Annotated in this window: 24 protein-coding genes; 14 read left to right on the plus strand and 10 right to left on the minus strand. The window is 37.7% G+C overall.

Annotation, left to right across the window (positions count from 1 at the left end):
• Position 1 precedes the first annotated feature (1 nt).
• The 5 genes from ACSZOX_RS05710 (at position 2) to ACSZOX_RS05730 (ending at position 6,153) form a co-directional block, all read left to right on the plus strand.
• On the plus strand, positions 2 to 565 hold the full coding sequence (locus tag ACSZOX_RS05710) for a K(+)-transporting ATPase subunit C (RefSeq protein ID WP_437918853.1): 564 nt from the start codon (positions 2 to 4) through the stop codon (positions 563 to 565).
• Positions 566 to 663: 98 nt separating this feature from the next.
• The gene (locus ACSZOX_RS05715) at positions 664 to 1,746 is read left to right on the plus strand and encodes a porin (RefSeq protein WP_437918854.1); all 1,083 of its coding nucleotides are present in this window, start codon (positions 664 to 666) and stop codon (positions 1,744 to 1,746) included.
• Between the two features lie 63 nt (positions 1,747 to 1,809).
• Positions 1,810 to 2,931: a sensor protein KdpD gene (locus ACSZOX_RS05720; RefSeq protein WP_437918855.1), complete on the plus strand. Its 1,122-nt coding sequence runs from the start codon at positions 1,810 to 1,812 to the stop codon at positions 2,929 to 2,931.
• A complete protein-coding gene (locus ACSZOX_RS05725) occupies positions 2,931 to 4,664 on the plus strand; it encodes an ATP-binding protein (protein ID WP_437918856.1) in 1,734 nt (577 codons plus the stop codon). Before ACSZOX_RS05720 ends, ACSZOX_RS05725 begins: the two co-directional genes overlap by 1 nt.
• Positions 4,665 to 4,803: 139 nt before the next feature.
• Positions 4,804 to 6,153, plus strand: a complete 1,350-nt coding sequence (locus tag ACSZOX_RS05730; protein ID WP_437918858.1) for a sigma-54-dependent transcriptional regulator — start codon at positions 4,804 to 4,806, stop codon at positions 6,151 to 6,153.
• A gap of 53 nt (positions 6,154 to 6,206) precedes the next feature.
• On the opposite strand, the gene nhaA is transcribed toward ACSZOX_RS05730, so the two are convergent.
• Positions 6,207 to 7,379, minus strand: coding sequence for a Na+/H+ antiporter NhaA (gene nhaA / locus ACSZOX_RS05735; protein ID WP_437918859.1), 1,173 nt, complete (start codon positions 7,377 to 7,379; stop codon positions 6,207 to 6,209).
• A gap of 394 nt (positions 7,380 to 7,773) precedes the next feature.
• Between nhaA and ACSZOX_RS05740 the strand changes: the two genes are divergently transcribed.
• Positions 7,774 to 8,448, plus strand: a complete 675-nt coding sequence (locus tag ACSZOX_RS05740) for a hypothetical protein (protein ID WP_437918860.1) — start codon at positions 7,774 to 7,776, stop codon at positions 8,446 to 8,448.
• Here ACSZOX_RS05740 and ACSZOX_RS05745 read toward each other — a convergent pair.
• The gene (locus tag ACSZOX_RS05745; RefSeq protein WP_437918861.1) at positions 8,373 to 9,293 is read right to left on the minus strand and encodes a sensor histidine kinase; all 921 of its coding nucleotides are present in this window, start codon (positions 9,291 to 9,293) and stop codon (positions 8,373 to 8,375) included. The two genes, ACSZOX_RS05740 and ACSZOX_RS05745, sit on opposite strands and share 76 nt — an antisense overlap.
• 249 nt (positions 9,294 to 9,542) lie before the next feature.
• Here ACSZOX_RS05745 and ACSZOX_RS05750 point away from each other — a divergent pair, with 249 nt between their 5' ends.
• The 3 genes from ACSZOX_RS05750 to ACSZOX_RS05760 all read left to right on the plus strand — a co-directional run bounded on the left by ACSZOX_RS05750 (position 9,543) and on the right by ACSZOX_RS05760 (position 13,776).
• Positions 9,543 to 10,616, plus strand: a complete 1,074-nt coding sequence (locus tag ACSZOX_RS05750; protein ID WP_437918862.1) for a glycoside hydrolase family 43 protein — start codon at positions 9,543 to 9,545, stop codon at positions 10,614 to 10,616.
• Positions 10,617 to 10,903: 287 nt separating this feature from the next.
• Positions 10,904 to 12,430, plus strand: a complete 1,527-nt coding sequence (locus ACSZOX_RS05755; RefSeq protein ID WP_437918863.1) for a SulP family inorganic anion transporter — start codon at positions 10,904 to 10,906, stop codon at positions 12,428 to 12,430.
• A 92-nt stretch (positions 12,431 to 12,522) separates the two neighbouring features.
• Positions 12,523 to 13,776 carry a Na+/H+ antiporter gene (locus tag ACSZOX_RS05760; protein WP_437918864.1) on the plus strand — a complete coding sequence of 418 codons (1,254 nt, stop codon included), beginning with the start codon at positions 12,523 to 12,525 and terminating at the stop codon, positions 13,774 to 13,776.
• Positions 13,777 to 13,809: 33 nt separating this feature from the next.
• Here ACSZOX_RS05760 and ACSZOX_RS05765 read toward each other — a convergent pair whose 3' ends face one another.
• Both ACSZOX_RS05765 and ACSZOX_RS05770 read right to left on the minus strand, forming a co-directional pair.
• On the minus strand, positions 13,810 to 14,310 hold the full coding sequence (locus tag ACSZOX_RS05765; RefSeq protein WP_437918865.1) for a GNAT family N-acetyltransferase: 501 nt from the start codon (positions 14,308 to 14,310) through the stop codon (positions 13,810 to 13,812).
• Positions 14,311 to 14,335: 25 nt separating this feature from the next.
• Entirely contained in the window at positions 14,336 to 14,692 is a 357-nt protein-coding gene (locus ACSZOX_RS05770; RefSeq protein WP_437918866.1) for a DUF2200 domain-containing protein, read from the minus strand.
• A 440-nt stretch (positions 14,693 to 15,132) separates the two neighbouring features.
• On the opposite strand from ACSZOX_RS05770, the gene ACSZOX_RS05775 reads away from it, so the two are divergent.
• From ACSZOX_RS05775 to ACSZOX_RS05790, 4 genes are all read left to right on the plus strand, one after another.
• Positions 15,133 to 17,025 carry a glycoside hydrolase family 35 protein gene (locus ACSZOX_RS05775; protein ID WP_437918867.1) on the plus strand — a complete coding sequence of 631 codons (1,893 nt, stop codon included), beginning with the start codon at positions 15,133 to 15,135 and terminating at the stop codon, positions 17,023 to 17,025.
• A gap of 227 nt (positions 17,026 to 17,252) precedes the next feature.
• Entirely contained in the window at positions 17,253 to 17,594 is a 342-nt protein-coding gene (locus ACSZOX_RS05780) for an aldo/keto reductase (RefSeq protein WP_437918869.1), read from the plus strand.
• Entirely contained in the window at positions 17,594 to 18,370 is a 777-nt protein-coding gene (locus ACSZOX_RS05785) for an aldo/keto reductase (protein WP_437918870.1), read from the plus strand. The genes ACSZOX_RS05780 and ACSZOX_RS05785 overlap by 1 nt, the downstream gene beginning before the upstream one ends.
• A gap of 124 nt (positions 18,371 to 18,494) precedes the next feature.
• Positions 18,495 to 19,043 carry an NADPH-dependent FMN reductase gene (locus ACSZOX_RS05790; RefSeq protein ID WP_437918871.1) on the plus strand — a complete coding sequence of 183 codons (549 nt, stop codon included), beginning with the start codon at positions 18,495 to 18,497 and terminating at the stop codon, positions 19,041 to 19,043.
• 80 nt (positions 19,044 to 19,123) lie between these two features.
• Here ACSZOX_RS05790 and ACSZOX_RS05795 read toward each other — a convergent pair whose 3' ends face one another.
• Both ACSZOX_RS05795 and ACSZOX_RS05800 read right to left on the minus strand, forming a co-directional pair.
• On the minus strand, positions 19,124 to 19,876 hold the full coding sequence (locus ACSZOX_RS05795; RefSeq protein WP_437918872.1) for an NUDIX hydrolase: 753 nt from the start codon (positions 19,874 to 19,876) through the stop codon (positions 19,124 to 19,126).
• A 409-nt stretch (positions 19,877 to 20,285) separates the two neighbouring features.
• Positions 20,286 to 20,756 carry a hypothetical protein gene (locus ACSZOX_RS05800; RefSeq protein WP_437918873.1) on the minus strand — a complete coding sequence of 157 codons (471 nt, stop codon included), beginning with the start codon at positions 20,754 to 20,756 and terminating at the stop codon, positions 20,286 to 20,288.
• A 434-nt stretch (positions 20,757 to 21,190) separates the two neighbouring features.
• On the opposite strand from ACSZOX_RS05800, the gene ACSZOX_RS05805 reads away from it, so the two are divergent.
• Positions 21,191 to 21,622, plus strand: a complete 432-nt coding sequence (locus tag ACSZOX_RS05805) for a cold-shock protein (protein ID WP_437918874.1) — start codon at positions 21,191 to 21,193, stop codon at positions 21,620 to 21,622.
• A gap of 207 nt (positions 21,623 to 21,829) precedes the next feature.
• Here the strand turns inward: ACSZOX_RS05805 and ACSZOX_RS05810 are convergent, their stop codons facing one another.
• The 4 genes from ACSZOX_RS05810 to ACSZOX_RS05825 form a co-directional block, all read right to left on the minus strand.
• Positions 21,830 to 22,024: a cold-shock protein gene (locus ACSZOX_RS05810; RefSeq protein WP_437918875.1), complete on the minus strand. Its 195-nt coding sequence runs from the start codon at positions 22,022 to 22,024 to the stop codon at positions 21,830 to 21,832.
• A 31-nt stretch (positions 22,025 to 22,055) separates the two neighbouring features.
• Positions 22,056 to 23,165, minus strand: a complete 1,110-nt coding sequence (locus tag ACSZOX_RS05815; protein ID WP_437918877.1) for a DEAD/DEAH box helicase — start codon at positions 23,163 to 23,165, stop codon at positions 22,056 to 22,058.
• Between the two features lie 368 nt (positions 23,166 to 23,533).
• Positions 23,534 to 24,595, minus strand: coding sequence for a fatty acid desaturase family protein (locus ACSZOX_RS05820; protein WP_437918878.1), 1,062 nt, complete (start codon positions 24,593 to 24,595; stop codon positions 23,534 to 23,536).
• A gap of 398 nt (positions 24,596 to 24,993) precedes the next feature.
• Positions 24,994 to 25,905: a helix-turn-helix domain-containing protein gene (locus ACSZOX_RS05825; RefSeq protein WP_437918879.1), complete on the minus strand. Its 912-nt coding sequence runs from the start codon at positions 25,903 to 25,905 to the stop codon at positions 24,994 to 24,996.
• Position 25,906 lies beyond the last annotated feature (1 nt).

The following is a 25,906-nucleotide window of genomic DNA, read 5'->3' on the forward strand; positions in this document are numbered from 1 at the left end:
AATGAAAACACATTTATTTCCCGCTATAAAGTTGACGATCGTGTTGATCGTACTGCTTACAGTAATCTATCCGGCTGTCGTCTGGGGCATTGCCAAACTTTCTTTGGGTGGGGGGGAAGGACAGACGGTTATGGTCGATGGTAAAAAATATTATAGCAATATCGGTCAATCCTTTACGCAGGACAGATACTTCTGGTCGCGTCCGTCTGCTGTAGGCTATAATGCAGCTGGATCGGCGGGCAGCAATAAGGGACCATTCAATGAGGATTACCTCGCAGAGGTGCAAACACGAATCGATACGCTATTGGCACACAACCCGGGGGTTTCTGTATCGCAGATCCCGATAGATCTAGTGACGGCAAGTGGTAGTGGTCTTGACCCTCACATCTCTGTGCAGGGGGCAAAAGTCCAAGCGCAGCGCATTGCGCAAATTCGTAACCTAGACCTTGACGTGGTCAATAAGGTTATTGATCAGCACGTTGAAGCGCCTTTATGGGGCATGTTTGGAACAACCCGTGTTAATGTATTACAACTAAATCTGGCCTTAGATAAAATAAAGAGCTAAATAATAAAACTGAACGCTGCGTGCTTGTTTTTGATACATCAAGTGCGCAGTCGTCTCAGTTCGATCCATCTATATATACGTACTAATTTTTTAAGAGAATGAGAAAAATTGCGATGCTCTTGGCAGTGATGTCCGGAGTAACTGGAAGCCTTTGTGCACAAGAAACAGAAACCAACCCGTTAACGATTTCGGGCTATGCAGAGGTCTATTACCAACAGGATTTTCATAATCCACAGAATAACAGTCGTCCGGGGTTTGTTTATAGCCATAACCGGAATAATGAATTCAGCCTCAACCTTGGCTTGATTAAAGTAAATTATCAGAAAGATAATGTACGTGCCAATTTAGGTATTGGCGTTGGTTCCTACATGAACGCTAACTATGCCGCAGAGCCTGGTGTTTTAAAGAATGTATTTGAGGCAAATGTAGGGTTTAAACTATCGAAAGACCATAATTTATGGCTCGACGCAGGTATTTTACCTTCACATATTGGTTTTGAAAGTGCTATAGGTGCAGACTGTTTTACGTTGACAAGAAGTATGCTTGCAGATAATTCACCATATTTTGAAACCGGGGCGAAGCTTTTTTACGGTTCTCCGAACGGTAAATGGGACATGGCTTTATTTATTATGAATGGCTGGCAACGTATTCAACGCGTCGAGGGTAATTCTACACCGGCTTTTGGACATCAATTGACGTTCCGCCCTAGTGATCGAGTGACTTTAAATAGCAGCTCGTTTATTGGCAACGACATGCCTGATGAGAATCGTTTGATGCGCTACTTCCATAATCTTTATGGACAGTTTACGTTAAGCAATGAGTTTTCTTTAACTGCGGGTTTTGATATAGGTGCACAGCAAAAAGAGAAGGGTAGCAGCGATTACAATACGTGGTATTCTCCGGTTTTAATTGCTAAGTATTCACCAACTGAACGTGTCAGCATTGCCGCGAGAGGCGAATACTACAAGGATAAAAATCAAGTAATTGTCGTCACAGCATCAGAAAATGGGTTCCAGACATTTGGAGGTTCACTAAATCTTGATTATAAGATCATGCCGAATTTGGTATGGCGTACAGAAGTAAAGACGTTGAGCAGCAAGGATAATATCTTTATCGATCGGGATGGCTTACAGAAAAAGGGTAATACCCTGGCCATTACTTCTTTAGCGGTACGTTTTTAATCGTATATTTATATTTACCCTCCATGCAAATTATGGAGGGTACTTTTATTTCAAAACAGCATAATGGACGAAAGAAAGAATCCTGAGCATTTTTTGGATCTTATCAAAAAGTCAAGACGTGGAAAGTTTAAGCTTTATATCGGCATGAGTGCCGGAGTAGGCAAAACTTTTCGCATGTTACAGGAGGCACACAGCCTCCTTCGTAATGGAATCGATGTTCGCATTGCGTATATCGAAACGCATATGCGAAAAGATACACATGCCTTACTGGATGGCCTTCCCTGTATACCGCGGAGAAAACTGTTTTACAAAGGGAAAGAACTCGAAGAGCTGGATGTACAGAGCGTGATTAGGATACGTCCCGAAGTTGTTATCGTAGACGAACTGGCCCACACCAATATCGAAGGGAGCAAGAACGAAAAACGTTGGCAGGATGTTTTGGAGATTTTAGACGCAGGCATCAATGTCATTAGTGCCGTCAACATTCAACATATTGAAAGCCTTAATGAGGAAATACGCGAAATAACAGGTATCGTGGTGTCGGAACGTATTCCAGATAGCGTTGTCGATCAAGCTGATGAGGTAGTGAATATCGATCTAACCGCTGAAGAGCTTATAACACGCTTAAAGGAAGGAAAGATCTATGAGCAATCTAAAATAGCGCAGGCACTCCAGAATTTCTTTAAGAACGAACATATTTTGCAGTTACGCGAGCTTGCTTTGAAAGAAGTTGCATCTCAAGTACAACGTAAAGTTGAAACTGAAGTGATCCAGCATCGCTTTGTTAAGAAAGAACGTTTTTTAGCTTGTATCAGTTCGAATGAGCTGACAGCAAAAACAGTTATTCGTAAAACGGCTAGACTTGCAGGGTATTACAATAGCAGTTGGTACGTGTTATATGTACAACAGCCCCAAGAAAGAGTGGATAGAATTGCTTTGGATAAACAACGGCATTTGATCAATAACTTTAAACTGGCTACCGAGCTTGGTGCAGAGATCATCAAAGTAGAGGGAAAAAAAGTGGCAAAAGAAATTATGCTGCAATGCGAGCTTAGGAAAATAACAACGGTCTGTATAGGCAAGCCACATTTGAATTTGGCAAAGGTAATTATGGCAACCGATACCTTTAGAACACTTTTAAACAAGTTATCCAGTGATAATATAGATTTGGTAATTTTATCGTAATGAAAATAAAGACGAAGTTGACCATGGGCATCGGAATGCTGTTCCTGGTCATATTCCTACTGTCGGCGTTGAGTGGTTGGTATTTCAATAGATTGAAGAAAGATACGGCCAATATCCTTGCTTCCAATTATAGCAGTATTCAACATGTTCGAGGCATGCTCGGTACGCTTGAGGATCTCCCAAATGACCCCACGGCTTTCCCTCGTTTCGATGTATATCTGCAAAAACAAAAGGCTAATATAACCGAAGAAGGTGAGTTAGAGATTACAGGGGTTTTGGCACAACATTTTGACGCACTAAAGGAGAATAGTAGTAGTTCGGAGGTGAAAGGTGCCATCCGTCGAGATCTGATCGAGCTGATGGATATAAATATGGAGTCAATAGGTCGTAAAGAGAAGATAGCCGAAGAGAGTGCCGATACTGCGATAATAGTGATATCTTTTGCTGGAACGCTGGGCTTCGTTATCGCTTTTACGCTCTTGATCAATTTGCCCCCAGCGATTGCAAATCCTATAAAAGAACTCACTGGTAGCATTCGGGAGATAGCGAATCAGAATTATCGGGAGCGTGTACATTTTGAACGCCACGATGAATTTGGTGAACTAGCTCGTTCCTTTAATACGATGGCCGAAAAATTGGAAGAGTACACGGAAAGCAAACTTGATAAACTCTTGCGCAGTAAGAAACGTATCGAAGCCATTATCGAGCAGATGCATGATCCCGTTTTTGGTCTTGATGAGCACGAGCAGATTATCTTTGCAAACCATGAAGCATTAAAAATTTCCGGACTAAAGATTGACGAGATTTTAGGACAAAAAGTGCAGGAGATAGCCATGGGAAATGATCTTATTCGAAATGTGTTCCAAGGTATTGTAGGGAATGACAATACACAGCAGATTGATCATGCTTCGTTGAAGATTTATGCAGACAACAAAGAAAGTTATTTTGAAAAGGAAATAATCGATATTCATATTGTGCCGACAGGTGAACGGGAACCAGAATTTATAGGACATGTTGTGCTATTAAAGAACATTACTCCGTTTAAAGAACTGGATCTTGCCAAGACCAATTTTATAGGAACAGTGTCTCACGAGTTTAAGACACCAATTGCCTCCATTCAAATGGGGGTGACGCTGCTCGAAAATGAACGTGTAGGAAGCTTGAACCAAGAGCAGCAAGATCTAGTGATGGGTATTCGTGAAGATACCGAACGTTTATTGGGAATAACGGGCGAGTTACTCAACATGGCACAACTGGAAAGTGGTTCCATCCAACTAAATATACATCAGTCGGAAATTGCACCTATAATCGATTACGCGGTGAATGCTAACCGTTCCGCTGCCATTCAGAAAAATATTGATTTACAGGTGAATATCGAAGATGGGCTAGATTACGTCTATGCAGATAATGAGAAGACAGCATGGGTTTTAACTAACTTTATATCCAATGCTATACGTTACTCCTACGAAAATGCACCAGTGAATATTGAAGTTCGTAGATCAAATGATAAAGTTTTTTTTTCTGTAATTGATGGCGGACAGGGAATTGAGCCTAAATATCTAGATAGAATATTTGAACGCTATTTTAGAATTCCTGGGGCGAAGAAAGGTGGTACTGGATTGGGGTTGTCTATAAGCAAAGAATTTATTGAAGCACAGGGAGGACAGATTGGTGTGCATAGTGATTACGGTGCGGGAAGTAAGTTCTATTTTTTGTTGAAGGGGATTGCCTAAAAAATGAACTGAAATGCTAAATTCATTTCAATGGTTTCTTTTTTTCGTGTCTTTTGATATGGTTTTGAGTTTGCTATTTTGATAACAGTATAATATTGAACCAGAATAGATTAGTATAAATGAGTAAAATTAAATAATAATGAGCAAGGTTCTAATTATTGATGACGAGGAGAAGTTGAGAGCTTTAGTCGCCCGTATAATTTCTGTCGAGGGCGAAGGCTTTGAAGTTTTACAGGCAGGGTCTTTGGGGGAAGCTCGAAAAAAGATAACACATACGGAATTGGATGTGGTCTTATGCGATGTTAAATTGCCTGATGGTAATGGTGTCGAGTTTATTGTGGAATTGAAAAAAGCGCAGCCTTTGGTTGAGGTGATTCTTTTTACGGCTCATGGTAATATTCCAGATAGTGTGAGTGCAATAAAGTACGGAGCCTTCGATTATTTGACTAAAGGGAATGATAATAATAAGATTTTACCTTTGATCAATCGAGCCGCGGAAAAAGTAGCTTTAGCAAAAAGGGTTGCACATTTAGAGGATAAAACATATAAAAAGTACTCTTTCGATAAGATAATAGGTCATTCTTTAGCGTTAAAACGTGCAATAGCTTTGGCGGAAAAAGTCGCACCACTTGATACCTCCGTACTTTTACTGGGAGAAACCGGAACGGGGAAAGAGGTTTTTGCGAATGGACTACATTATGCAAGTGGAAGGAAGAATGCACCTTTCGTTGCAATAAATTGTTCGGCTTTTAGTCGGGAACTTCTAGAAAGTGAGCTTTTTGGTTATCGTGCAGGATCATTCACTGGTGCCCAAGGCGATAAAAAAGGGTTGATAGAAGAAGCGGATAAGGGAACGCTCTTTTTGGATGAAATCGGAGAAATGAATATAGATTTGCAAGCAAAGTTATTACGGTTATTGGAGTCTGGTGAGTATTTGAAGATCGGAGAAACCCGTCCTCGCAAGGTAGATGTCCGGATCATTGCCGCAACAAATAGAAACCTGGAGCAAGAAATAGAAAAAAACAATTTTAGGATGGATTTATTCTATAGACTTTCCACGTTTCAATTATTACTTCCGCCACTAAGAGAACGATTAGAGGACATTCCTGAACTGGCAGGAATTTTTTCAGCAAGCTTTGCTGCGAAAATTGGTAAAAAAAATCCAATTATTTCCGACGAGTTTATCCGTTGTTTGCAAATGTATCAATGGAAAGGAAACGTCAGGGAGTTAAAAAATGTGATTGAACGAAGTTTAATATTAACAGAGACCGAGGCTTTGGAAGTTCATGATTTACCTCATGAGATATTGGAAGATGCTGGTAAAAATAATGAATCTTCTTCCGTGTTTTCACTCAGCAGCGTCGAGAAGCGACATATAAAGAAAGTACTTGATTTAGCGGAAGGAAATAAGACAGAGGCCGCACGAATGTTACAAATTGGTTTATCTACGTTATATAGAAAGATCGAAGAGTTTAACTTGGGCAAATGATTATTTCCTCGCCGCCATTTTCGTGTTGGTTTGGCGGCGGGAAGTTTCAAAAGCTAAATTGTTTTTTTACTTAAATTTTTTAAGAAAAAAAAACCAAGTATCCCAGCAAGTATCGACGTTATCAGTATGGATAGTTTTGCTTCTTTAATGAAGAGATCGTTGTCGAAAGATAGCAAAGAAATAAAAATCGACATCGTGAAACCGATACCTGCCAACAATCCAATTCCCAATAGCTGTTTAAATGAACTTCCTTCAGGAAGAGTGCTGATTCCAAGTTTCGAACATATAAATGCCATTATGAGAATACCTATAGGCTTGCCTAAAAGTAGTCCAAGGCTAATTCCCAACCCTATCGGCGCAATCAGACCATCTAACATCTCGTATTCCAGGGAGATATTTGTGTTGGCGAAGGCAAAAAGAGGTATAATAATAAAGTTCACTGGCTTAATGAGGGCATGTTCCAGTCTTTCCAGTGGCGACTCCTGATCGGTCTCATTTGTCGGTATGGTCATTGCTACAAGTACGCCAGCAATTGTAGCATGAATGCCTGAATGATGCACAAAATACCATATGAAAATTCCAGGAATTAAATATAAGTATGGATTTTGGACGTTGAGCCTATTCATGATAAAAAGTAAAACCATACCGCCAGCGGCGTAGAGTAGGTAAGAGGTTTCTATCCCATTAGAGTAAAATAGTGCGATAACCAATATCGCGATCAAATCATCGACGATAGCCAATGCTGCGAGAAAAATCTTTAAGCTAGCAGGAACTCTTTTATCAAGCAAACCGATAACAGCAAGTGCAAAGGCAATATCTGTCGCCATGGGAATCCCCCAACCATGTACGGTTTCTGTTCCATTATTCAAGATGAAATAAATGATTGCAGGCACTATAGCTCCCCCAATAGCGCAAAGTATGGGTAGTGATGCCTGACGTGGAGAGGAAAGCTCACCTTCAACCACTTCGCGTTTTATTTCCAAACCCACCATCAAAAAGAATATTGCCATTAACCCATCGTTGATCCATAACAATACGCTGTAACTCAAATGAAGGGACTCTGAATGATAACCAATTTCTGTATCTAACAAATGCTGAAGATAGCTAGAAAAGGGACTATTCGCTATTCCCATTGACAAGATTACACAGAAGAGTAGTAAAATCCCACTTGCATTGTTGGATTGGAAGAAATTTTTAAAAACACTTAGATTAATTAGTTTATTCATATTTGTCTATCTTTTGTGTTCTTTTTCAGGTTATTAATAATAGTGTCAGAGGGGAGTTCCCTAGATTATTTATCGTTTGAAATGTGTAGTTCTGATGAGTTTCGAACACTTTTTTGTTTTTTGGATATAGGATACTTTAAATTATGAAATTTCTATAATTTAAAGAAATTCAAATTGACGGATTACTCTTCCGTTGTTATTTGCTAAAATAGGTGTTTTGGGCGATTTTTATCAAAAAAAATGAAGAGACTGCTGAGGAGTGGGAATACCAATAGCACAGGCTTAAAATACAAGTGTTAGATCCTCGAAAAGAAATGTTTTCAATTAGAGACATTGCAGCCATTACCGCTGAATTCCTCCATTAGAAATCGTAGATCAATGCCGTATTGGTTCAATGACAGTTGCTTTTGTGTCGGTGACAACTGGTATTGGTTCAATGACAATTGCTTTTGTGTCGGTGACAACTGGTATTGGTTCAATGACAGTTGCTTTTGTGTCGATGACAACTGGTATTTGTTCAATGACAATTGCTTTTGTGTCGGTGACAACTGGTGTTGGTTCAATGACAGTTGCTTTTGTATCGGTGACAACTGTTACTGGTTCAATGACAATTGCTTTTGTGTCGATGACAACTGGTGTTGGTTCAATGACAGTTGCTTTTGTTGCGATGACAACTGGTATTGGTCCAATGACAGTTGCTTTTGTATCGGTGACAACTGTTACTGGTTCAATGACAGTTGCTTTTGTGTCGATGACAACTGGTATTGGTTCAGTGACAGTTGCTTTTGTTACGATGACAACTGGTACTGGTTCAATGACAATTGCTTTTGTGTCGATGACAACTGGTACTGGTTCAATGACAGTTGCTTTTGTGTCGGTGACAACTGGTATTGGTTCAGTGACAATTGCTTTTGTGCCGACGACAACTGGTGTTGGTTCAATGACAATTGCTTTTGTTGCGATTATGATTGCTGTCAGATGTAATTTAAAGCATCACGTAGGATTTTGGGATAGATTAGTCTTTTCAATAGGAAGGAATACTTCAAAAGTCGTACCTCTACCTATTTGACTAATTACGTTCATGTGCCAACCCTGCATGCCAATAAGTTCATGACACAGCGATAACCCAACCCCAGATCCTTTTTCGTTTTCTGTGCCTTTTTTGCTGGTCTGGTAATCGCCTTGCTGTATTTTTTCGAGTGTATTCTGGTCCATTCCAATACCATGGTCTCTAATATAAATAGACGGTGTCACGGATTGATTTTCTTTGTTTGTCCCAATTTTAATCACACTTAATGTATTACTGTATTTTATAGCGTTGCTGATAATATTACGGGTGACCAGATTGAATACTTCGACACTCCCCAAAACGGAATCATCTTCAGAAAGATCGCAAGTAATCTGTAGTTGTTTTTCTTGAATTTGAACTTGAAAAATAGCTAATGTATTCTCGATTTGTTCTGAAATTGAAAATCGGACTTTTAACGCTTCCTGATCATTTCGGATATGATTCACTGTCCACATAAGAACATTGTCCAGTAGCATTTGAGAGGCACGCATTTGATCACGGACAGTTGACAATGATCTTTTTATACCTTCTGGGTTCATCTCTAATAAGTCGAAATGCTCGAAAAGGGCATTCAGGTCGTTAAAAGGTGAGCGGAGGTCATGCGATGCGATCGATAATACCTTCATTTTTAGGTTCTCCGTGCTCTTCAGTTCATCTTGCTGTGAACGGATAACAAGAAGATGTTTTTCCATGAGGAGGTTTCTCTTGCTTAGTATGGCCCGTTCTTTTTTTAGTTGCTTTTTTCTTTTTACAAGATGGTAGATTAGAATACCAATAAGTATTTTACTGACAACAATGGCAACGATCAAAGCCACGATAATCTGTTGGGAAGAAATGTTTGACATAGTGTGTTATGATACTGCAAACATAAGCAAATTCGTTGGATTTTATTTCGAGTTTAATTTTTTTTAATTTACTGAAAATCTTTATGTTAATTATGTAAAATGATCTATAGGAAATAATAAATGTATTTTATACATTTGTTGTTAGTACGCTAACCAAGATACTGTATTGAAACTTACGAAAACCGTCAAGCGAATTACAGCTTTTGGTACTTTTCCTCTAATGGATAAATTAACTAATGATATATAACAATGAAAATTTCTATGTTGCATCTTCGGATCTTTATGCTCAGTCTTTTTTACGTAGCCTCATTTATGTCAATACACGCGCAGGTATCAACGGCAGTAAAAGAGGAAGATATGGCCGCTTATCTTATGGTTTACTTTAAAGATGAGACGCATGGTTTGTATTTCGCTTTGAGTAAAGATGGTTACACGTTTACGGATATTAATAATGGTAACCCGATTATTGCAGGGGATACAATCGCTGAGCAGAAAGGCATCCGTGACCCGTACATTACGCGGGGCGTTGACGGTTATTTTTATATGGCAATGACGGACTTGCATATTTATGCGCAAAAGCAAGGTTATCGACCTACGGAGTGGGAGCGCGATGGTCGGGAATTTGGTTGGGGCAACAACAAAAATATTGTATTAATGAAGTCGAAAGACCTGATTCATTGGTCTCACACATTGTTGAGGGTGGATCAGGCCTTTCCTGGATGGGAAGGTATAGGCTGTGCTTGGGCACCAGAACTTATTTACGATGCGCGTGCCGGAAAAATGATGATGTATTTCTCATTGCGTTTTAGGAATGGTTTAAACAAAATTTATTATGCTTATCTCAATAAGGAATGCAACAAATTGGACAGCGAGCCAAAGCTGCTTTTTCAATACCCAAAACATAACAAGGATTATATCGATGGTGATATTACCGATGTGAATGGTAAGTTTCATTTGTTTTATGTGTCGCACGATGGAACACCAGGGATTAAGCAGGCTGTTTCGGATTCAATCCAAACCGGTTATCAATATGATCCGAGTTGGTATGATCCTGAAGAAGGTTCCTGTGAAGCACCTAATATTTGGAAACGAATTGGGGAAGAGAAATGGGTTTTGATGTATGATATCTACAGTATTCGTCCTCATAACTTCGGATTTAGCGAAACGAGCGATTTCAAAACTTTTACCAATCTGGGACGTTTCAACGAGGGGAAAATGAAGACAACGAATTTTACTTCGCCAAAACATGGTTCGGTCATTCATTTGACTGCTAAAGAAGCGAAACAACTCGTTTCTTATTGGGGGCTTGATATCAAATTCTAAAAAACGTAAACACAACAAATGAATTCTTTTTTCTAAGACGCTTGTTTTACTTTTTTTCATTTATTTCTGGTGCTTTATACATTTTAATTCGTTCCCGTTGTTTAAGCGTGCTAGCGGCTTTACAATTTCATATTATATGTATATTTGCGCAAAAAACAGGAAAATAGGCGGAGTTAAAGTGGTATTGGTCTAGTGTAAATATTAACTAATGAACATCTTATGTCCTAAAGGAGGTTGTAAAATCTTCTTCTTTTTCTTGTTTTTCGTAAGATTTTTATTGATGTAATATGGCAAAAGTAGTTGGTTTACCGTTTTTTCGATCAGTCAATATAAAAAACGAAATCCTTGCGGGTTTGACCGTAGCCATGACCATGATTCCGGAGTCGTTGTCGTTTGCTATTCTTGCCGGGTTGTCGCCTCTAACAGGGCTTTATGCAGCCGTATTAATGGGGATGGTTACCGCTGTGTTTGGGGGAAGGCCAGGAATGGTTTCTGGAGGTGCTGGAGCTACGGTTGTGGTGTTAATAGCATTGGCATCGGCACATGGCGTCTCTTATTTATTTGCTGCGGTTATTGTTGCAGGGGTTTTACAATTGTTGGTGGGGATTTTTAAATTGGGAAAATTTGTTCGCCTGATTCCGCAGCCAGTGATGTATGGTTTCCTAAATGGGTTGGCTATTATCATCTTTATGGCACAGGTAGCTCAGTTTAAAATATCATCGGGATCAGGATGGATGGGGGGGAATGAACTTTATACGATGATTGGGCTCACGTTGTTGACGATATTGATTGTGCGCATTGTGCCAAAGATTACCAAAGTAATCCCGGCTTCTTTAATAGCTATACTTGCGGTATTCGCTCTGGTGTACATATTTGATATCGACACTAAAAAAGTCGTGAATATTGCTTCTGTTAGCGGTTCGCTTCCAAGTTTCAGTATTCCCATGGTACCATGGACTTTTGAAACGCTGCAGATTATTTTTCCATATGCTTTAGTAATGGCAGGTGTAGGACTTATTGAGACATTGTTGACGCTTAATATGGTCGATGAAATTACGAATACGAAAGGCAAAGCTAATCGGGAAGCATTAGCCCAAGGAACGGCAAACATTGTGAATGGCTTCTTTGGAGGAATGGGGGGATGTGCAATGGTAGCACAAACGTTAGTGAATTTAAATGCGGGGGCTCGGACTCGTATGGCTGCATTTATCGGTGCGGCCACGATTATGTTGGTCATTCTTGTTGGCGCACCATTTATTGAACAGATTCCGATGGCTGCGCTCGTTGGTGTGATGATGATGGTAGCTATCGATACCTTCCAATGGGTGAGCCTACGTATCGTAAACAAATTTCCAAAATCGGATATTTTTGTAGGCATGCTTGTCGCAGCAATAACGGTCCTACTTCATAACTTAGCTTTGGCTGTTCTCGTAGGTGTTGTTATTTCGGCACTCGTATTTGCTTGGGATAACGCAAAACGTATAAGGGCGCGTAAGTACCTAGACGAAAATGGTGTTAAACATTATGCGATTTACGGTCCACTTTTTTTTGGGTCAACAACTGCCTTTTTAGAGAAGTTTGAAATCGAAGAAGATCCTTTGCTCGTCGTTATTGATTTTAAAGAAAGTCGGGTAGTTGATATGTCTGCTATCGATGCATTAAACAAGCTGACAGAAAAATATACCAGATTAGGAAAGAAAGTTCGGCTTAAGCATCTAAGTGAGGATTGTCGTATATTAATTCATAATGCTAAAGGCATAGTCGAAGTCGATATTCTTGAAGATCCCACTTACAGGGTAGTTCCTAAAGACTAACGTAATTGCTTCTCTATTTTTGATCTTATTGATTTACTTTGCAGAAACTAATTTGATAATCTACCTTAGTAGGGTACTATAACCAACATAATATGGAGAATTATGCGATAATCTTAGTGCTTTTGGGGCTAATGGTCATTTTAAGCACGTTGGCGGATAAAATCAAAATATCCTCACCCATTGTTTTAATTTTAGCTGGGATCGCGGTTGGTTATATTCCGGGGATGCCCATTATAGAAATAGAATCTGAAATCGTTTTCTTACTTTTTTTACCGCCATTGTTATATGATGCTTCTTTTAAAATTCATTGGCCAGAATTTAAAGCGAATATTTATACGATATCGGGATTAGCTTTTAGTTTGGTATTTATTACTACGCTTGGTATAGCTGTAGTCTCTTACTATGTCATTCCAGGTATGTCTTGGCCTCTTGCCTTTGTACTGGGGGCTATTCTTGCCCCAACGGATGCTGTAGCAGCCTTAAACATTACTAAGGGAATGAAATTGTCTTCATTGACGAATACAGTTTTAGAAGGAGAGAGCCTTTTGAATGATGCGTCGGCGTTGGTTGCATTTAAATTTGCGTTAGCAGCTTTGGGAGGAACTGCTTTCGTATTCTGGGATGCAACGTTATCTTTTGTGATTTTATTGGCGGGCGGATTTTTTATCGGGATTCTCTTTTCGAAGCTTCTTGGCTTTCTGTTAAAGTTGATGCGCGAAAATAATATTGCTGTGCTTAGCCTCGTCCTTTTATCTCCTTTTGTATTGTACTTGATTGCCGAACACTTCCACACGTCGGGTGTTATTGCGGTGGTGACCTTGGGATTTAGCTTGTCGAGACTCAGTGCCGTTCGATTTCCTGAACGTTTAAAAGTACAGTCAGAAAATATTTGGGATATGATTACTTTCTTGCTCAACGGATTAATTTTTATTCTAATCGGGTTGGAATTGCCCATTGTTGTAAAGAAATTGAGTACAGATCAATTATGGATTTACGGAATGTATGGTTTTGTTATTACACTTACAGCGTTGATCCTTCGTACACTAAGCGTATTTACACAACGTAGAAGATTATATAAAGCATTTCGAAATGGTAAAGATGGAAAGCGTAAACGAAACATCCCCGAGTCTATATTGCTTAGTGTACAAGAAAGTATGATTATAAGCTGGTCGGGCATGCGGGGCATTATTTCGCTAGCCTTGGCTATAGGTTTGCCTCATATATTACATAATGGGGCTCCTTTCCCTATGAAAAATGATATAATTTATATTACGTCGGTCGTTGTATTGTTGACGATTGTGGGACAAGGATTGTTGCTGCCATTTATAGCAAAGCCAAAAAACTGACACGTTTCAGTTATTGTCCGAAATATGCTCGGTTTATTTTTTTGAAGTTCTTAATAACCTTAATTTTTGTGTAGGAAGCTGATCTTCTATGCCAATAAAATAGCTTTTGAAGCCAAATTTTTCCAATAACCTTTTCGATGCAATATTGTCAGGATCTATTATGCCTACAATGTCTTTGTAAAAGTCGAGCTTCGTAGCAAGTGCTAATAGATTTTCGCATACCTGTGTGCCTAAGCCTCTATTCCAATATGCTTTTTTTAGTAAATAACCAATTTCAAAGACCGCGGGATCTTTTTCATAATTTACAAGTTTGCAATCACCAATTAAGAAGCCCTTTTGATCTAAAAGTTTGAAATAACCGAGTGCATCTTCTTGTTCATTAATGGACAGTATGGAATCAAATTTTTGTTGCGCTTCATTTTCTGACATTCCTTTTCCCGTAATGTATTTCATAACATCATCATCCTTTACCAAAGAATAATAAATTGCAAAATCTTTAACGGTATACTTTTCGAAAACTAATCCTTGCCTCATGCGGCAAATTTACTGTTATCCTTTTTTATTTTCTTAGAATTTTTTCCATACTTTTTCCTTTTGCAAGCTCATCTATTAATTTGTCTAAGTAACGAACTTTCCGTATGAGTTCATCTTCAATTTCCTCTATGCGATAGCCGCAAATGATGCCTGTAATTTTTGAAACATTGGGATTTAACTGGGGAGCTTGAGCAAAAAATGTTTCAAAGTTTGTTTTTTCATGGATTAATTGACGTAAGGCTTTTTCATCATACCCTGTCAGCCAATATATAATTTTGTCGACTTCTTCTTTTGTCCGTTCTTTTTTTTCCACTTTTTGTATGTATAAAGGATATACGGTGGCAAAAGACATTTTATAGACTCTTTCGTAATTTTTGTTCATCTTCAATGCATTATTACAGTGTAAATTTATTCTTTTTTGATATTGCAATTTAATACTATCTAGTTTTTATATACTTTTCATAAGACAAGAAAATTGTAGTAGTAGTGAAAAGAGCTTAGGAAGCTAATTTAAAAAAAGCTTCATGACTCTATTTTCTATAACGTTTTACTACTTTTGCCTACAATTCTATTAAAAGCAGTGGGTGAATGAGAATTTGCTATATCGTTTTTGTTAACCATTGTTTATTTTTTTAAAAAGTGAGAGCCCGATTTCCTATATCTGAAAGATAGCTCTTTGGTAAATGTTGATTATCCGTTTTTTAGTGGAGAATCTATTCGTAAAGAATAATAAAAACGTAGATATCGATGATTGTAAAAGACAAAAAGCGTATAAATAAACAGGATTCACGTTCGATCTGACTATTAAAATCGTATATGAAAATGAAAATATATAAACATGTGGTATTAGCGGGTCTTCTTATGGGCTCTGCTTTTTCTGTGCATTTACAAGCGCAGGAGCATCAATTTAAAATTAGCGATGGTAATTTCTTGTACGATGGTAAGCCGGTACAGATCCATTCCGGAGAAATACATTATGCGCGTATTCCTCATCAATATTGGAGACATCGGCTACAGATGTTGAAGGCTATGGGATTGAATACAGTGGCTACTTATGTTTTTTGGAATTTTCATGAAGCAAAAGAAGGACAATGGAATTTTGCTGGAGACCACGATCTTGCTGCTTTTGTACGTACAGCACAAGAAGAGGGATTGATGGTTATTTTACGTCCAGGACCTTATGCTTGTGCTGAGTGGGAATTTGGCGGATACCCTTGGTGGCTTCAGAACATTCCTGGCTTAGAAATTAGACGCGATAATGCTGCTTTTCTAAATTACACAGAGAAGTATTTAAAACGCTTAGGGCAAGAGATTGGAAGTTTGCAGATTACAAAAGGCGGACCTATTATTATGGTTCAAGCCGAAAATGAGTTCGGTTCTTACGTCAGCCAACGAAAAGATATTCCCCTTGAGGAACATAGGGCTTATAACGCTAAAATTAAAAAGCAATTGGAAGAAGCGGGATTTGATGTACCTCTATTTACATCAGACGGGACATGGCTTTTTGAAGGAGGTGCTACAGCAGGGGCACTACCAACGGCTAACGGAGAGGATAATGTTGATAATCTAAAGAAAGCGGTTAATCAATATCATGGAGGACAGGGGCCTTATATGGTTGCGGAATTCTATCCCGGCTGGTTAAGTCATTGGGCTGAGCCTTTTCCTCAGGTTTCTGTAGAAAAAATTGCGGCACAGACTGAAATCTATTTAAAGGATAAGGTATCTTTTAATTACTACATGGCCCACGGTGGGACAAATTTTGGATTTACCAGTGGAGCGAATTATAACAAACAACATGGTATACAGCCCGATCTTACGAGTTATGATTACGATGCGCCTATTAGCGAAGCCGGTTGGAGTACAGCAAAATATGATGCTATCCGGGAGTTGATGCTTAAACATGTCGATTACCATGTGCCAGAAGTTCCTCCTCGTCTTCCTGTCATTGAAATTTCTAATATTTCTTTAGCTAAATCGATAAATTTGCTTGATGCTGTTACAAAATTGAAAGGAAAGGAAAGTGATCAGCCCCTGACTTTTGAGGAGCTCGCTCATCCTTTTGGTTATGTTATTTATTCGCGACAATTTAATCAACCCATCCAAGGGAACCTTGTGGTTGAAGGATTACGTGATTATGCAATGGTGTATGTGGATGGGGAACCTGTAGGTGAGTTAAATCGTTACGATAATAGCTTTGAAATCCCTATTGATGTTCCATTTAATTCAACGCTTCAAATTGTAGTAGAAAATATGGGTAGAATAAATTATGGGGCTGAAATTATTCATAATACAAAGGGGATTATTAGTCCTGTTCTTATTAATGACGTGGAAATCTCTGGAAGTTGGATAAGTACGCCAGTTCCTATGGATAGTGAAACGGATTTAGGATTGTTATTGAAAGGTGCTAAAACAAGCAATACCAAGGCGGTAAGAGACACTAAGAATATCCCTTTTTTATATACGGGTGAATTCAACTTGTCTGAAGTAGGAGATACCTTTCTAGATATGGAAAGTTGGGGAAAAGGAGTGGTATTTGTGAATGGAATAAATATAGGGAGGTACTGGAAAGTGGGGCCTCAACAAACGTTGTTCATTCCTGGTGTATATTTGCGGCAAGGAAAAAATACCATCGTTGTATTTGATCAAATGAATCAAAAGGTGCAAACAAGCTTACATACCGTTAAGACGCCAGTATTGGATGCCTTAAATTTGTAATCGTACTTAAATAGAAGTATAAAGTAAACCTACTTTAAGTCAACTAAATCGGTGACCTAAAGTAGGTTTTTTATTTATCAACATCTGCAAGCGTTCGTTTTTACAAACTGTAATAAGGGTAAGAAATGCAGTAATCTGTATAAACGAGATACAGTGCAATCTTCTGAAATTTGCTTTATCCTTTTTGACTTGAAAGGTATAATTTATTTTGAACGTTAAATAGTAAAATGATGGAAGATAATATGCGTAGAAAATTTTTGAAGTCCACAGCAGTTTTAGGTAGTACATTTTTAATGTCAAGTGCTTTTGGGACTGAAAAGGAAAATAGCGATAAGTTTTCAACAGGGGGCGATAAGACACAACGTATCTTAGGTACAGGAAATGCCGCATTAAAAGTCTCTTCACTGGGCTTGGGATGTATGGGGATGAGTTACCACCGTAGTTTTGTGCCGGATAAGAAAGTAATGTTCCATTTAATCGGGAAAGCTTACGATATGGGGTTGAATTTTTTTGATACTGCCGAGGCTTATGGTCCACTTTCGAATGAGGAATTAATAGGGGAGGCTTAATGCCTTTTCGAAAGGAAATTGTTATAGCGACCAAATTTGGGTTCAGGAATGGTAGACCCCATAATGGATTGGATAGTCGTCCAGAACGTATAAGGGCTGTCGTAGAGCATTCCTTGAAAAGTTTGCGGACGGATTATATTGATCTGCTCTATCAACACCGTGTTGATCCGCTTGTTCCGATGGAAGACGTTGCAGGTACCGTTAAAGATCTTATTCAAGAGGGTAAAGTGAAATATTTTGGTTTAAGTGAAGCCGGTGAGGTGAATATTAGAAAGGCACATGCTGTTCAGCCGCTTACAGCATTACAAAGTGAGTATTCTTTAATGACGCGTCAGCCAGAAAATGATGTTATCCAGGTTTGTGAAGAGTTGGGTATCGGTTTTGTACCTTATAGTCCATTAAGTAGGGGAATGATTACCGGATATTTAAACGAACGCTCTAGATACAATGCAAATAATGATAACAGACCTTCTTTACCTCGTTATCAAGCTGAAAATGTCATAGCGAATTGGCCACTTATCGATACGTTGAAGGAGTTTGGTGATTTAAGAGGGATGACGGTGGCGCAGGTTGCCTTAGCTTGGTTACTAGTACAGAAACCATTTATAGTACCTATTCCTGGAACAACGAAATTGGCGCACCTACAAGAAAACATGGGAGCAACATATTATACATTTTCAAAGGATGAATTGCAGAGTCTGACAACGGCACTTAATGGAATAAAAATTACAGGGGAACGGTACACGGGAACATCTGCACAACAAACTGAAAAATAAATAAAAAACGAGGTTTGGGCTTGATCGGGTTCTTTAGATATTTATTACAAGTCTAAGATGGCGATTTGCGCGAATCTTATTCTAAATTATAGGTCGGACTCTTTATAATGCATATTTTAGTGAAATGCAAAAAAGAAAGGTTCTGGTGATTAATGGAAGTGCAAGTACAACATCATCTAATGAAAGACTCATTCAGTATTTCATAGCACAGACAAACCATCTATTCGATGTATCTGTCGTTGAGGATTTAAAGAAAATGCCTCATTTTGATCCGCAAAAGTCTGTTGGCGAGGTTCCCGACGCTGTCCAGAAATTTAGGAAAGATGTTTCCGATGCGGATGCGGTGCTCATGTGTACCCCTGAGTACGTTTTTAGTATTCCAAGCGGATTAAAGAATGTTATTGAATGGAGTGTATCGACGACTATTTTTTCAGATAAGACCTTAGGAATAATTACAGCGTCAGCACATGGTGAAAAAGGGCATGAGGAGCTTCAGCTGATAATGAAGACCCTTATGGCGAGATTCAATACGAATACAACCTTATTGATAAAAGGTATTAAAGGGAAGTTCAGTGCTTCGGGAGAGGTATCAGATGAGGAACTGATTCGTGATCTTTCGGTTTTTATCGAGGCTTTCAAGGCATTAGTAGACGATGAACCCACTTTGAAATAGCTTGCCTTTGGACAAAAGTCATAAAAAAACGATTTGTTGAAAATCGTTTAAAAGATGGTAGGATGTGTCGATTGTGCATTCTACCATTTATCTATTCCTGTTTCTAAAGCTTTGTTATATGCGTCTTCTTCAAAAATGTAGTAGTCGGCTGGACGATGTGCTCCTCCAGAACGTTGTTCTTCTAATTTTTTTAAAATACCTAGATTTTTAATTTTTCGGTAGAAATTACCGCGATTTAAGGTTCTTCCTAATATAATTTCATAGAGTCGTTGAAATTCGGTTAAGGTAAATTTTTCAGGAAGTAAATTATAACCAATGGGTTGGTAGGAGAGCTGCGTACGTAATGTTTGTAAGGCGTTTTGGATGATTTTGCTATGATCCATGGTCAAAGAAATTTCGTTGAGTTTGGTTAACGGAACCCATTGACAAAGCTCACTGTAAATGTCGGGAATGGGTTTAACTGTTCGATAATTTACGAGGGCATAGTATCCTATGGTAATAAATCTCTGTTTGTGCCAAAGGTTATTGTCGAAATCCTTAAAGGCGTCTTGTGTGCGCCCATAATCTCCGAATACACCAAATTCTTTCAAAAAAATGTTCTCAGCACCGGATCTTTCAAATAATATGCGATTTGCTGCTTCTTCTAAGTTTTCTTCTTTAAGTAGGTAGCCTCCTGGGAGAAACCATTGCTGGTTGTAGTTCATTTTTAAAAGCAGTACGTGTAGCTCATGCTCCTCAAATCCAAAAATCACTGTATCAATGGAAATATGTGGCACATATTTCTTGTAGGCTTCTATAGATCCCTGAATAATCTGCTGTTTAAAGTCTGTCATAATTTAGTATTGCCATTACTGTTAAATACCAAAAATATAATAAATCCTTAAATTTTGCGATTAATAAAATATTTGCTTTGTTTTTTTTGAAATTTTACGTTGTAACAACTCTAAAAATAGATGTTTCTGCATTAAGGAAGTCGGGTAACTTTTTCTTTTTGAAATGAACCTTAAAGCAAACAAAAGATAAGACATTTTATATAGTTGCAGAGGAAGGATTCGAACCTTCCCTAACTCCCTAATTTGAGTACTCTGCGCGTTGTTTCATCACGAAACTTGCTGCGAAAGTAGAATGTTTTTTATTTAATTTTTGTTAAAATTTGAAACGTAACAAATTGTTAATCTTAACGTAAGATAGCTTGAAACGGGGAGACTCATTTCTGAAAAGTGCCGCATGAATTTTCGCAACTTAGATTAATAATTCTAACAATGAAATCATATTTTCCAATTTCACTTGTCCCTCGCTTTTTTGATTGCCGTCTATGCTTACTTTCGTTAATTCAACTTTTAGAGGGATTGTCTTTTTATTATCGCTAACTAACAATGCTCTGCTGTATTGACGGGAGAAAATAAAGTATAATTTAGAACCTAACATCGTTACCGGAATAGCATAGTAACTGTCATCTAGTTTATAAGCATCGGTAATCTCGAAAGAAACAGGAGCATCCATGTTTTCTGCATGCAGGGTATATAAGCTTTTTGTTGGGCTTGCATTGATACTGATGTTTATCCAGTTTTTTGTTGTTTTTTTCGTACTGTAGAATAAGCTGATGTTGTCTTTACTTTTAAATGCTATTTTGCCTTGTGGAAAACTGAGAAAGGTAACGAATAAAAGGGGGATGAAAACAAAAAGGGTTCTACGCAAAAAAATATTTTCCATAAGTTTAAATAGATAAGCTGAAAGCTTGTTCAGGATTTTACGGTATTTGATTTGATCAAAAATAACGATTATCAGTTATTTTGGCTGTAGGCGATAAACCACAGTTTTGTAAAATAGTACATTTGAAAAAAAAAATAGTCGACTTATCATTTGCATGCTATTGCTATCATAATGTAGGCATGTTTCGAGCTCATGTGGTGAATAGAATGGACTAATGCTGTCATTATTACGGTAGTAGCAACGAATAAAAACACATAAATGTCGGCTTTAACAAATGGGGAGGAAATGGCAATTGCATTCGTTTTTTCTCTTTTATCGTTTTATATTCGTATCTTTGATCTATTCATAGAGGCATCTATTTCTTATCTCCAAGCTGTGTTCGCTGTCTTAAGAACTTATACCTTTCAATTACTATAAAAAATTAATTCTATTTAATGGCGAAAAGTCAACTAACATTCAAGAAAAAAGAAACAGCTAAAAAAAAGCTACAAAAAAAACAGGAAAAACAAGAGAGACGTGAGTCGAATAAGGCAAACAACGATAAGGGGAAATCTTTAGAAGAGATGTTTGCCTATGTTGATGAATTCGGAAACATATCGTCTACACCTCCGACGCAGACTTATAAATTTAAAGAAGAAGATTTGCATCGACCGGTGGTCTCGGAAGATGATTACTTGTACGGAAAAGTGTCTTATTACAATGAGACAGGTCACTATGGCTTTATTCGTGATAATGAATCTGGAGAAACAGTTTATTTTAATGATAACCTTGCTGGCATGGTATTAAAGTTGAACCAAAAAGTCAAGTATAAGTCGAGAAGATCTAAACAAGGAAATCAAATTTCCGAGGTGGAAATTATACTATAAAACTTCAATATTATTGATAAATGAAAGCTGCTCGAGAAAGGGTGGCTTTTTGTTTTTTCATTAAAAGTGTATAGTAAATAAAAAAAGGTGTCTAAAAAGAACGACATTTTCTGACTACATTACATCAAAGACTTTGTCGTTGATAAATGAAGTGAAGATTAGTACGAAACTTTTTAGACGCCTTTTAGGTTTTTTTGGAATATGAAACTATCGCACTACGCGAACATTGACTGCATTTAGTCCTTTTTTTCCATTTTCTACTTCGTAAGTTACTGTATCATTTTCACGAACTTGGCTAGTAAGTCCTGAAGAGTGTACAAAAACATCTGCACCGCCATTTTTTGGTGTGATAAAACCGAAACCTTTAGTCTCGTTAAAGAATTTTACTGTTCCTTCTTGCATTGTATTATTATATTAATTGATAAATTGTTATTTACTTTGTTATGGGTAACTGAAACCCGATTAGCTTTTGTATCTTCATCAACAGTGGTTTTTCTTCTTCACTGCAAAATGAATAGGCTTTTCCTTCTTTTCCAGCACGCCCCGTACGACCTATCCGATGCACATAAGTCTCCGAATCCTCCGGCAAATCGTAATTAATTACTTGAGGCAATTCGCTGATGTCAATTCCACGTGCTGCAATATCAGTTGCTATCAGTACATTAATCGTACCATTTTTAAAAGAAGTTAACGCATTTTGCCTTGCGTTCTGCGATTTATTTCCGTGAATGCAAGCACTGACCACCCCACTCTTGCTTAAAGACTTAGATAATCGGTCTGCACCATGCTTTGTTCGCGTAAAAATAAGCGTTTGAATTTGTTTCTCTTTTTTTAATATTTTAGTCAAAAGTGCCGTTTTTTCTTTCTTTTCTATGAAGAAGACAGATTGACTTATTTTTTCTGCTGTAGAGGAAACTGGAGTTACGTTAATTTCTGCTGGATGACTCAATATACTATCCGCCAACTTACGAATAGCTTGTGGCATGGTCGCGGAAAAGAATAGTGTTTGTCTTTTTTGCGGAACGAGTTTTAATATACGTTTCAGATCATGGATAAAGCCCATGTCGAGCATATTATCCGCTTCGTCTAATACGAGGTATTGTATATCGCTAAGCGTAATATGACCCTGCGACACAAGATCTAACAGCCGACCTGGGGTAGCGATAAGTATGTCAATTCCTTTTTGGAGTTGGTCAATCTGTTTTAGAGCGGAAACACCGCCATAGATAGCGAGATGGCGGACAGCAATATGCTTAGCATAACCTGCTACACTTTGATCAATTTGTAGGGCTAATTCTCTTGTTGGCACAAGCACCAATGCGCGAGGATTTTTATTTTTTTTTGTTTCTAACGTTAACAACTGAAGAATAGGTAGCGCAAATGCGCCTGTCTTTCCCGTCCCTGTTTGTGCACATCCTATAATATCTTTACCCGACAATATGATAGGAATGGCTTGTTTTTGTATTTCTGTAGGTTCTGTGTAACCTATCTCTTTAATAGCATCAAAAATGGGAGCTATTATCCCTATGTTGTTGAAATTCATTCTTTCTTATCTTTTTCATTTATAATAATCCCTTTTTAAGCGAAGATTATAAAAAATGTTACAAGGTATTGCTTACTTGCTAGGGCAAAACAATGTACTTTGTTGTTAACAGAAATATACGGAGGGAGACTAAACGAAAAACTTCAATGCCACTCAGCAAATGTATGCTGTATATATTGTTGATAACTTTAAAGTGGCAACTGATAATGCTTCATGACTTGTGGTCGTGTATCGACCAGTATAGTATGGAGCGTAGGCAGAGCCTTGTATTACAGCAAAAGTAGAGCAAATTAATGGTAAACGAAAGTTTTTTCGATTATTTATTGTAAACACCTATTTCTATTATTCAAATTTTGAGATGTTAGTTGTTATCTCGACAACGAATGTATGACATTGATATGCGATCTAAATGCACTCCAGAATGATTTATATTCGTTATACTTAATGTTGTACTCTTTGCATGTTTGTTGCACGATACGATTAAGGGCAGGATAATGTACATGGCTGATTTTTGGAAAAAGATGGTGCTCAACTTGAAAATTTAAACCTCCGAGTATCCAAGTTAATACTTTGTTTCTTGTAGCAAAATTGGCTGTAGACTGTATTTGATGGATCATCCACTCTTCTTCAACTTTTGCAAGATTGATGGTTTTAAATTCAGTTTCGGAAACGACATGGGCCAATTGGAATACAGTCGCTAAGCTCATGCCACAAACCATACCAGCAATTAAAAGTCCGATAAATGTTGGTAAAAAACCAACATACAAAATAGGAACAATAATGAATAGACCGAAGTGCAGTGCTTTGCTTGTCCAAAAAATAATCTTCTCTTGAAGTGGAAAGTTAAAGCGTTCAGAACTTACTCCCATTCGTTGTCTGAAATACTTTTCGTAATCCTGATAGAAAATCCACGCGAGATAGGAAATTCCGTACAATAAAGGGAAATAAAACCGTTGGTAACGGTGATGTTTTTTTAATTTTTGATCATGATGTATACGCATAAACTTAACTTCGATATCATGATCTTCTCCATCGATATTGGTATATGTATGGTGTGCTATATTATGTTTTATTTTCCAGAAGAATATATTACCACCTAATAGATTTAATGTGTAGGACAGAACAGTGTTTAAATTCTTGTTATCAGAGAACGAGTTGTGTCCCGCGTCATGCATGATGTTAAATCCGATTGCAGCTAAATTTGAGCCAAAAAGAATGCATAAAACGATACTTATAGACCAGTGGGGTTGCACAAAGACTAGAACAGCATATAAAATTATAAAAGCGGCGAGTAAGATGGTTGCTTTGATGAATATTTTTCTATTACCGGTTTTCTTTTGAAGAGTACTGGTAAAGTGATCGTTAATCTTTTGTTTCAAAGATTTCGAAAATACGGTATTGACATTACTAAATTTTATGGATTGGCTCATCGAAGGCGAATGGAAAAGTATACATATTGTTGCAAGTTAGTATAAACAGACCAACTTCACCAAAGGTAAGTTTAATTAATGATAAGGCATAGATCGATAAGTTAAATGATTGTTAAAGTTTAAAGGAGATTTAAAGATGAGCTTTATTTTTAATCGTTTAAAAACCTATTACTTAGTTGAAATGTTGTCAAGAAAATAAGAGATCAAAAAAGAAAAGCCTCGAAATCGGGCGACTCGAAGCTTTTCAAACCAATTATTAACCTAATGATAAATTATCAAATACTATGCCTTTTTTGTTCGATGGAAAAACAAATTCAAAAAAAGGTGTAAATACGTGTTTAAATCATTTATGATCGTTTTTGACAGTGATAAGATACGGACAGCAAGCTTAAACGAATTTATTTTGACTTGAGCTTTCCAGGGGATATTCCAAATCTCTTTTTGAATGCCTCAACAAAATGCTGGGGATTTTTATAACCGATCTCGTAAGCAACTTCATTGACAAATTTATCCTCATTGATCAGCATCGATTTTGCGCTGTTTAATTTGAGCTCTACTATATATTGGTAGATTGTCTGCCCGAAAATACCTTTGAATCCACGCATTAGTTTTGTTTTGTTAATGCCAAATTGTTTGGAAAGTTGGTCGAGACTTAGGTAGTTATATTTATTTCTCGTAATATATTCTTTAATAGCATATAGAAGTTCTATCTCGGATTTTTTTAACGTGTTTGATTGAGGTCTTATAGCGCTTTTTTGTTGTAACTGGAGAAGAAAAAGCTCCGTCATTTTTGACTCCAGAAACAATGCTTTCATTTTTCCCTGATAGCGATTATTTGTCATATCAGCAATAAGTAGTCGCATGGTAGGGGTGATTTGATGTGCAGATCCAGAAAAGAGATTCCGAGTACTTTGGACGATATCCTCGTGCATGAATTTTTCAAACTGTGATTTGCCAATTCGAATTTCTAGAAATGTACCGTATTCTACAGGATTAAGAATCACTTTTTGCACATCATCTCGTTGATAAGTTAACATATTGTTTCCCTGTTCCAAATGAATTGGACTTTTACTCCGATGTATTTGACTCGTACCCTGCAAGCGGAAGTGCATTTCCAACACCTCTTTTTCAATATGGATATGCAGTTTTTCTTTTTCAAGGAGGGAGTAGTTACACTTAACAAACTGAAGGCCATCAAAGGATGTTTCTTGAAAACGAAATATTCCACCTGCTGTGCTGATAATCTCAGTCTCTTTTTCTGAGAATGGAATAAATTCTTCGTTTTGTAGATTATTACGATTGATTTCCATG

This window comes from Sphingobacterium sp. LRF_L2 (genome assembly GCF_965644235.1).
Classification (GTDB): Bacteria; Bacteroidota; Bacteroidia; order Sphingobacteriales; family Sphingobacteriaceae; genus Sphingobacterium.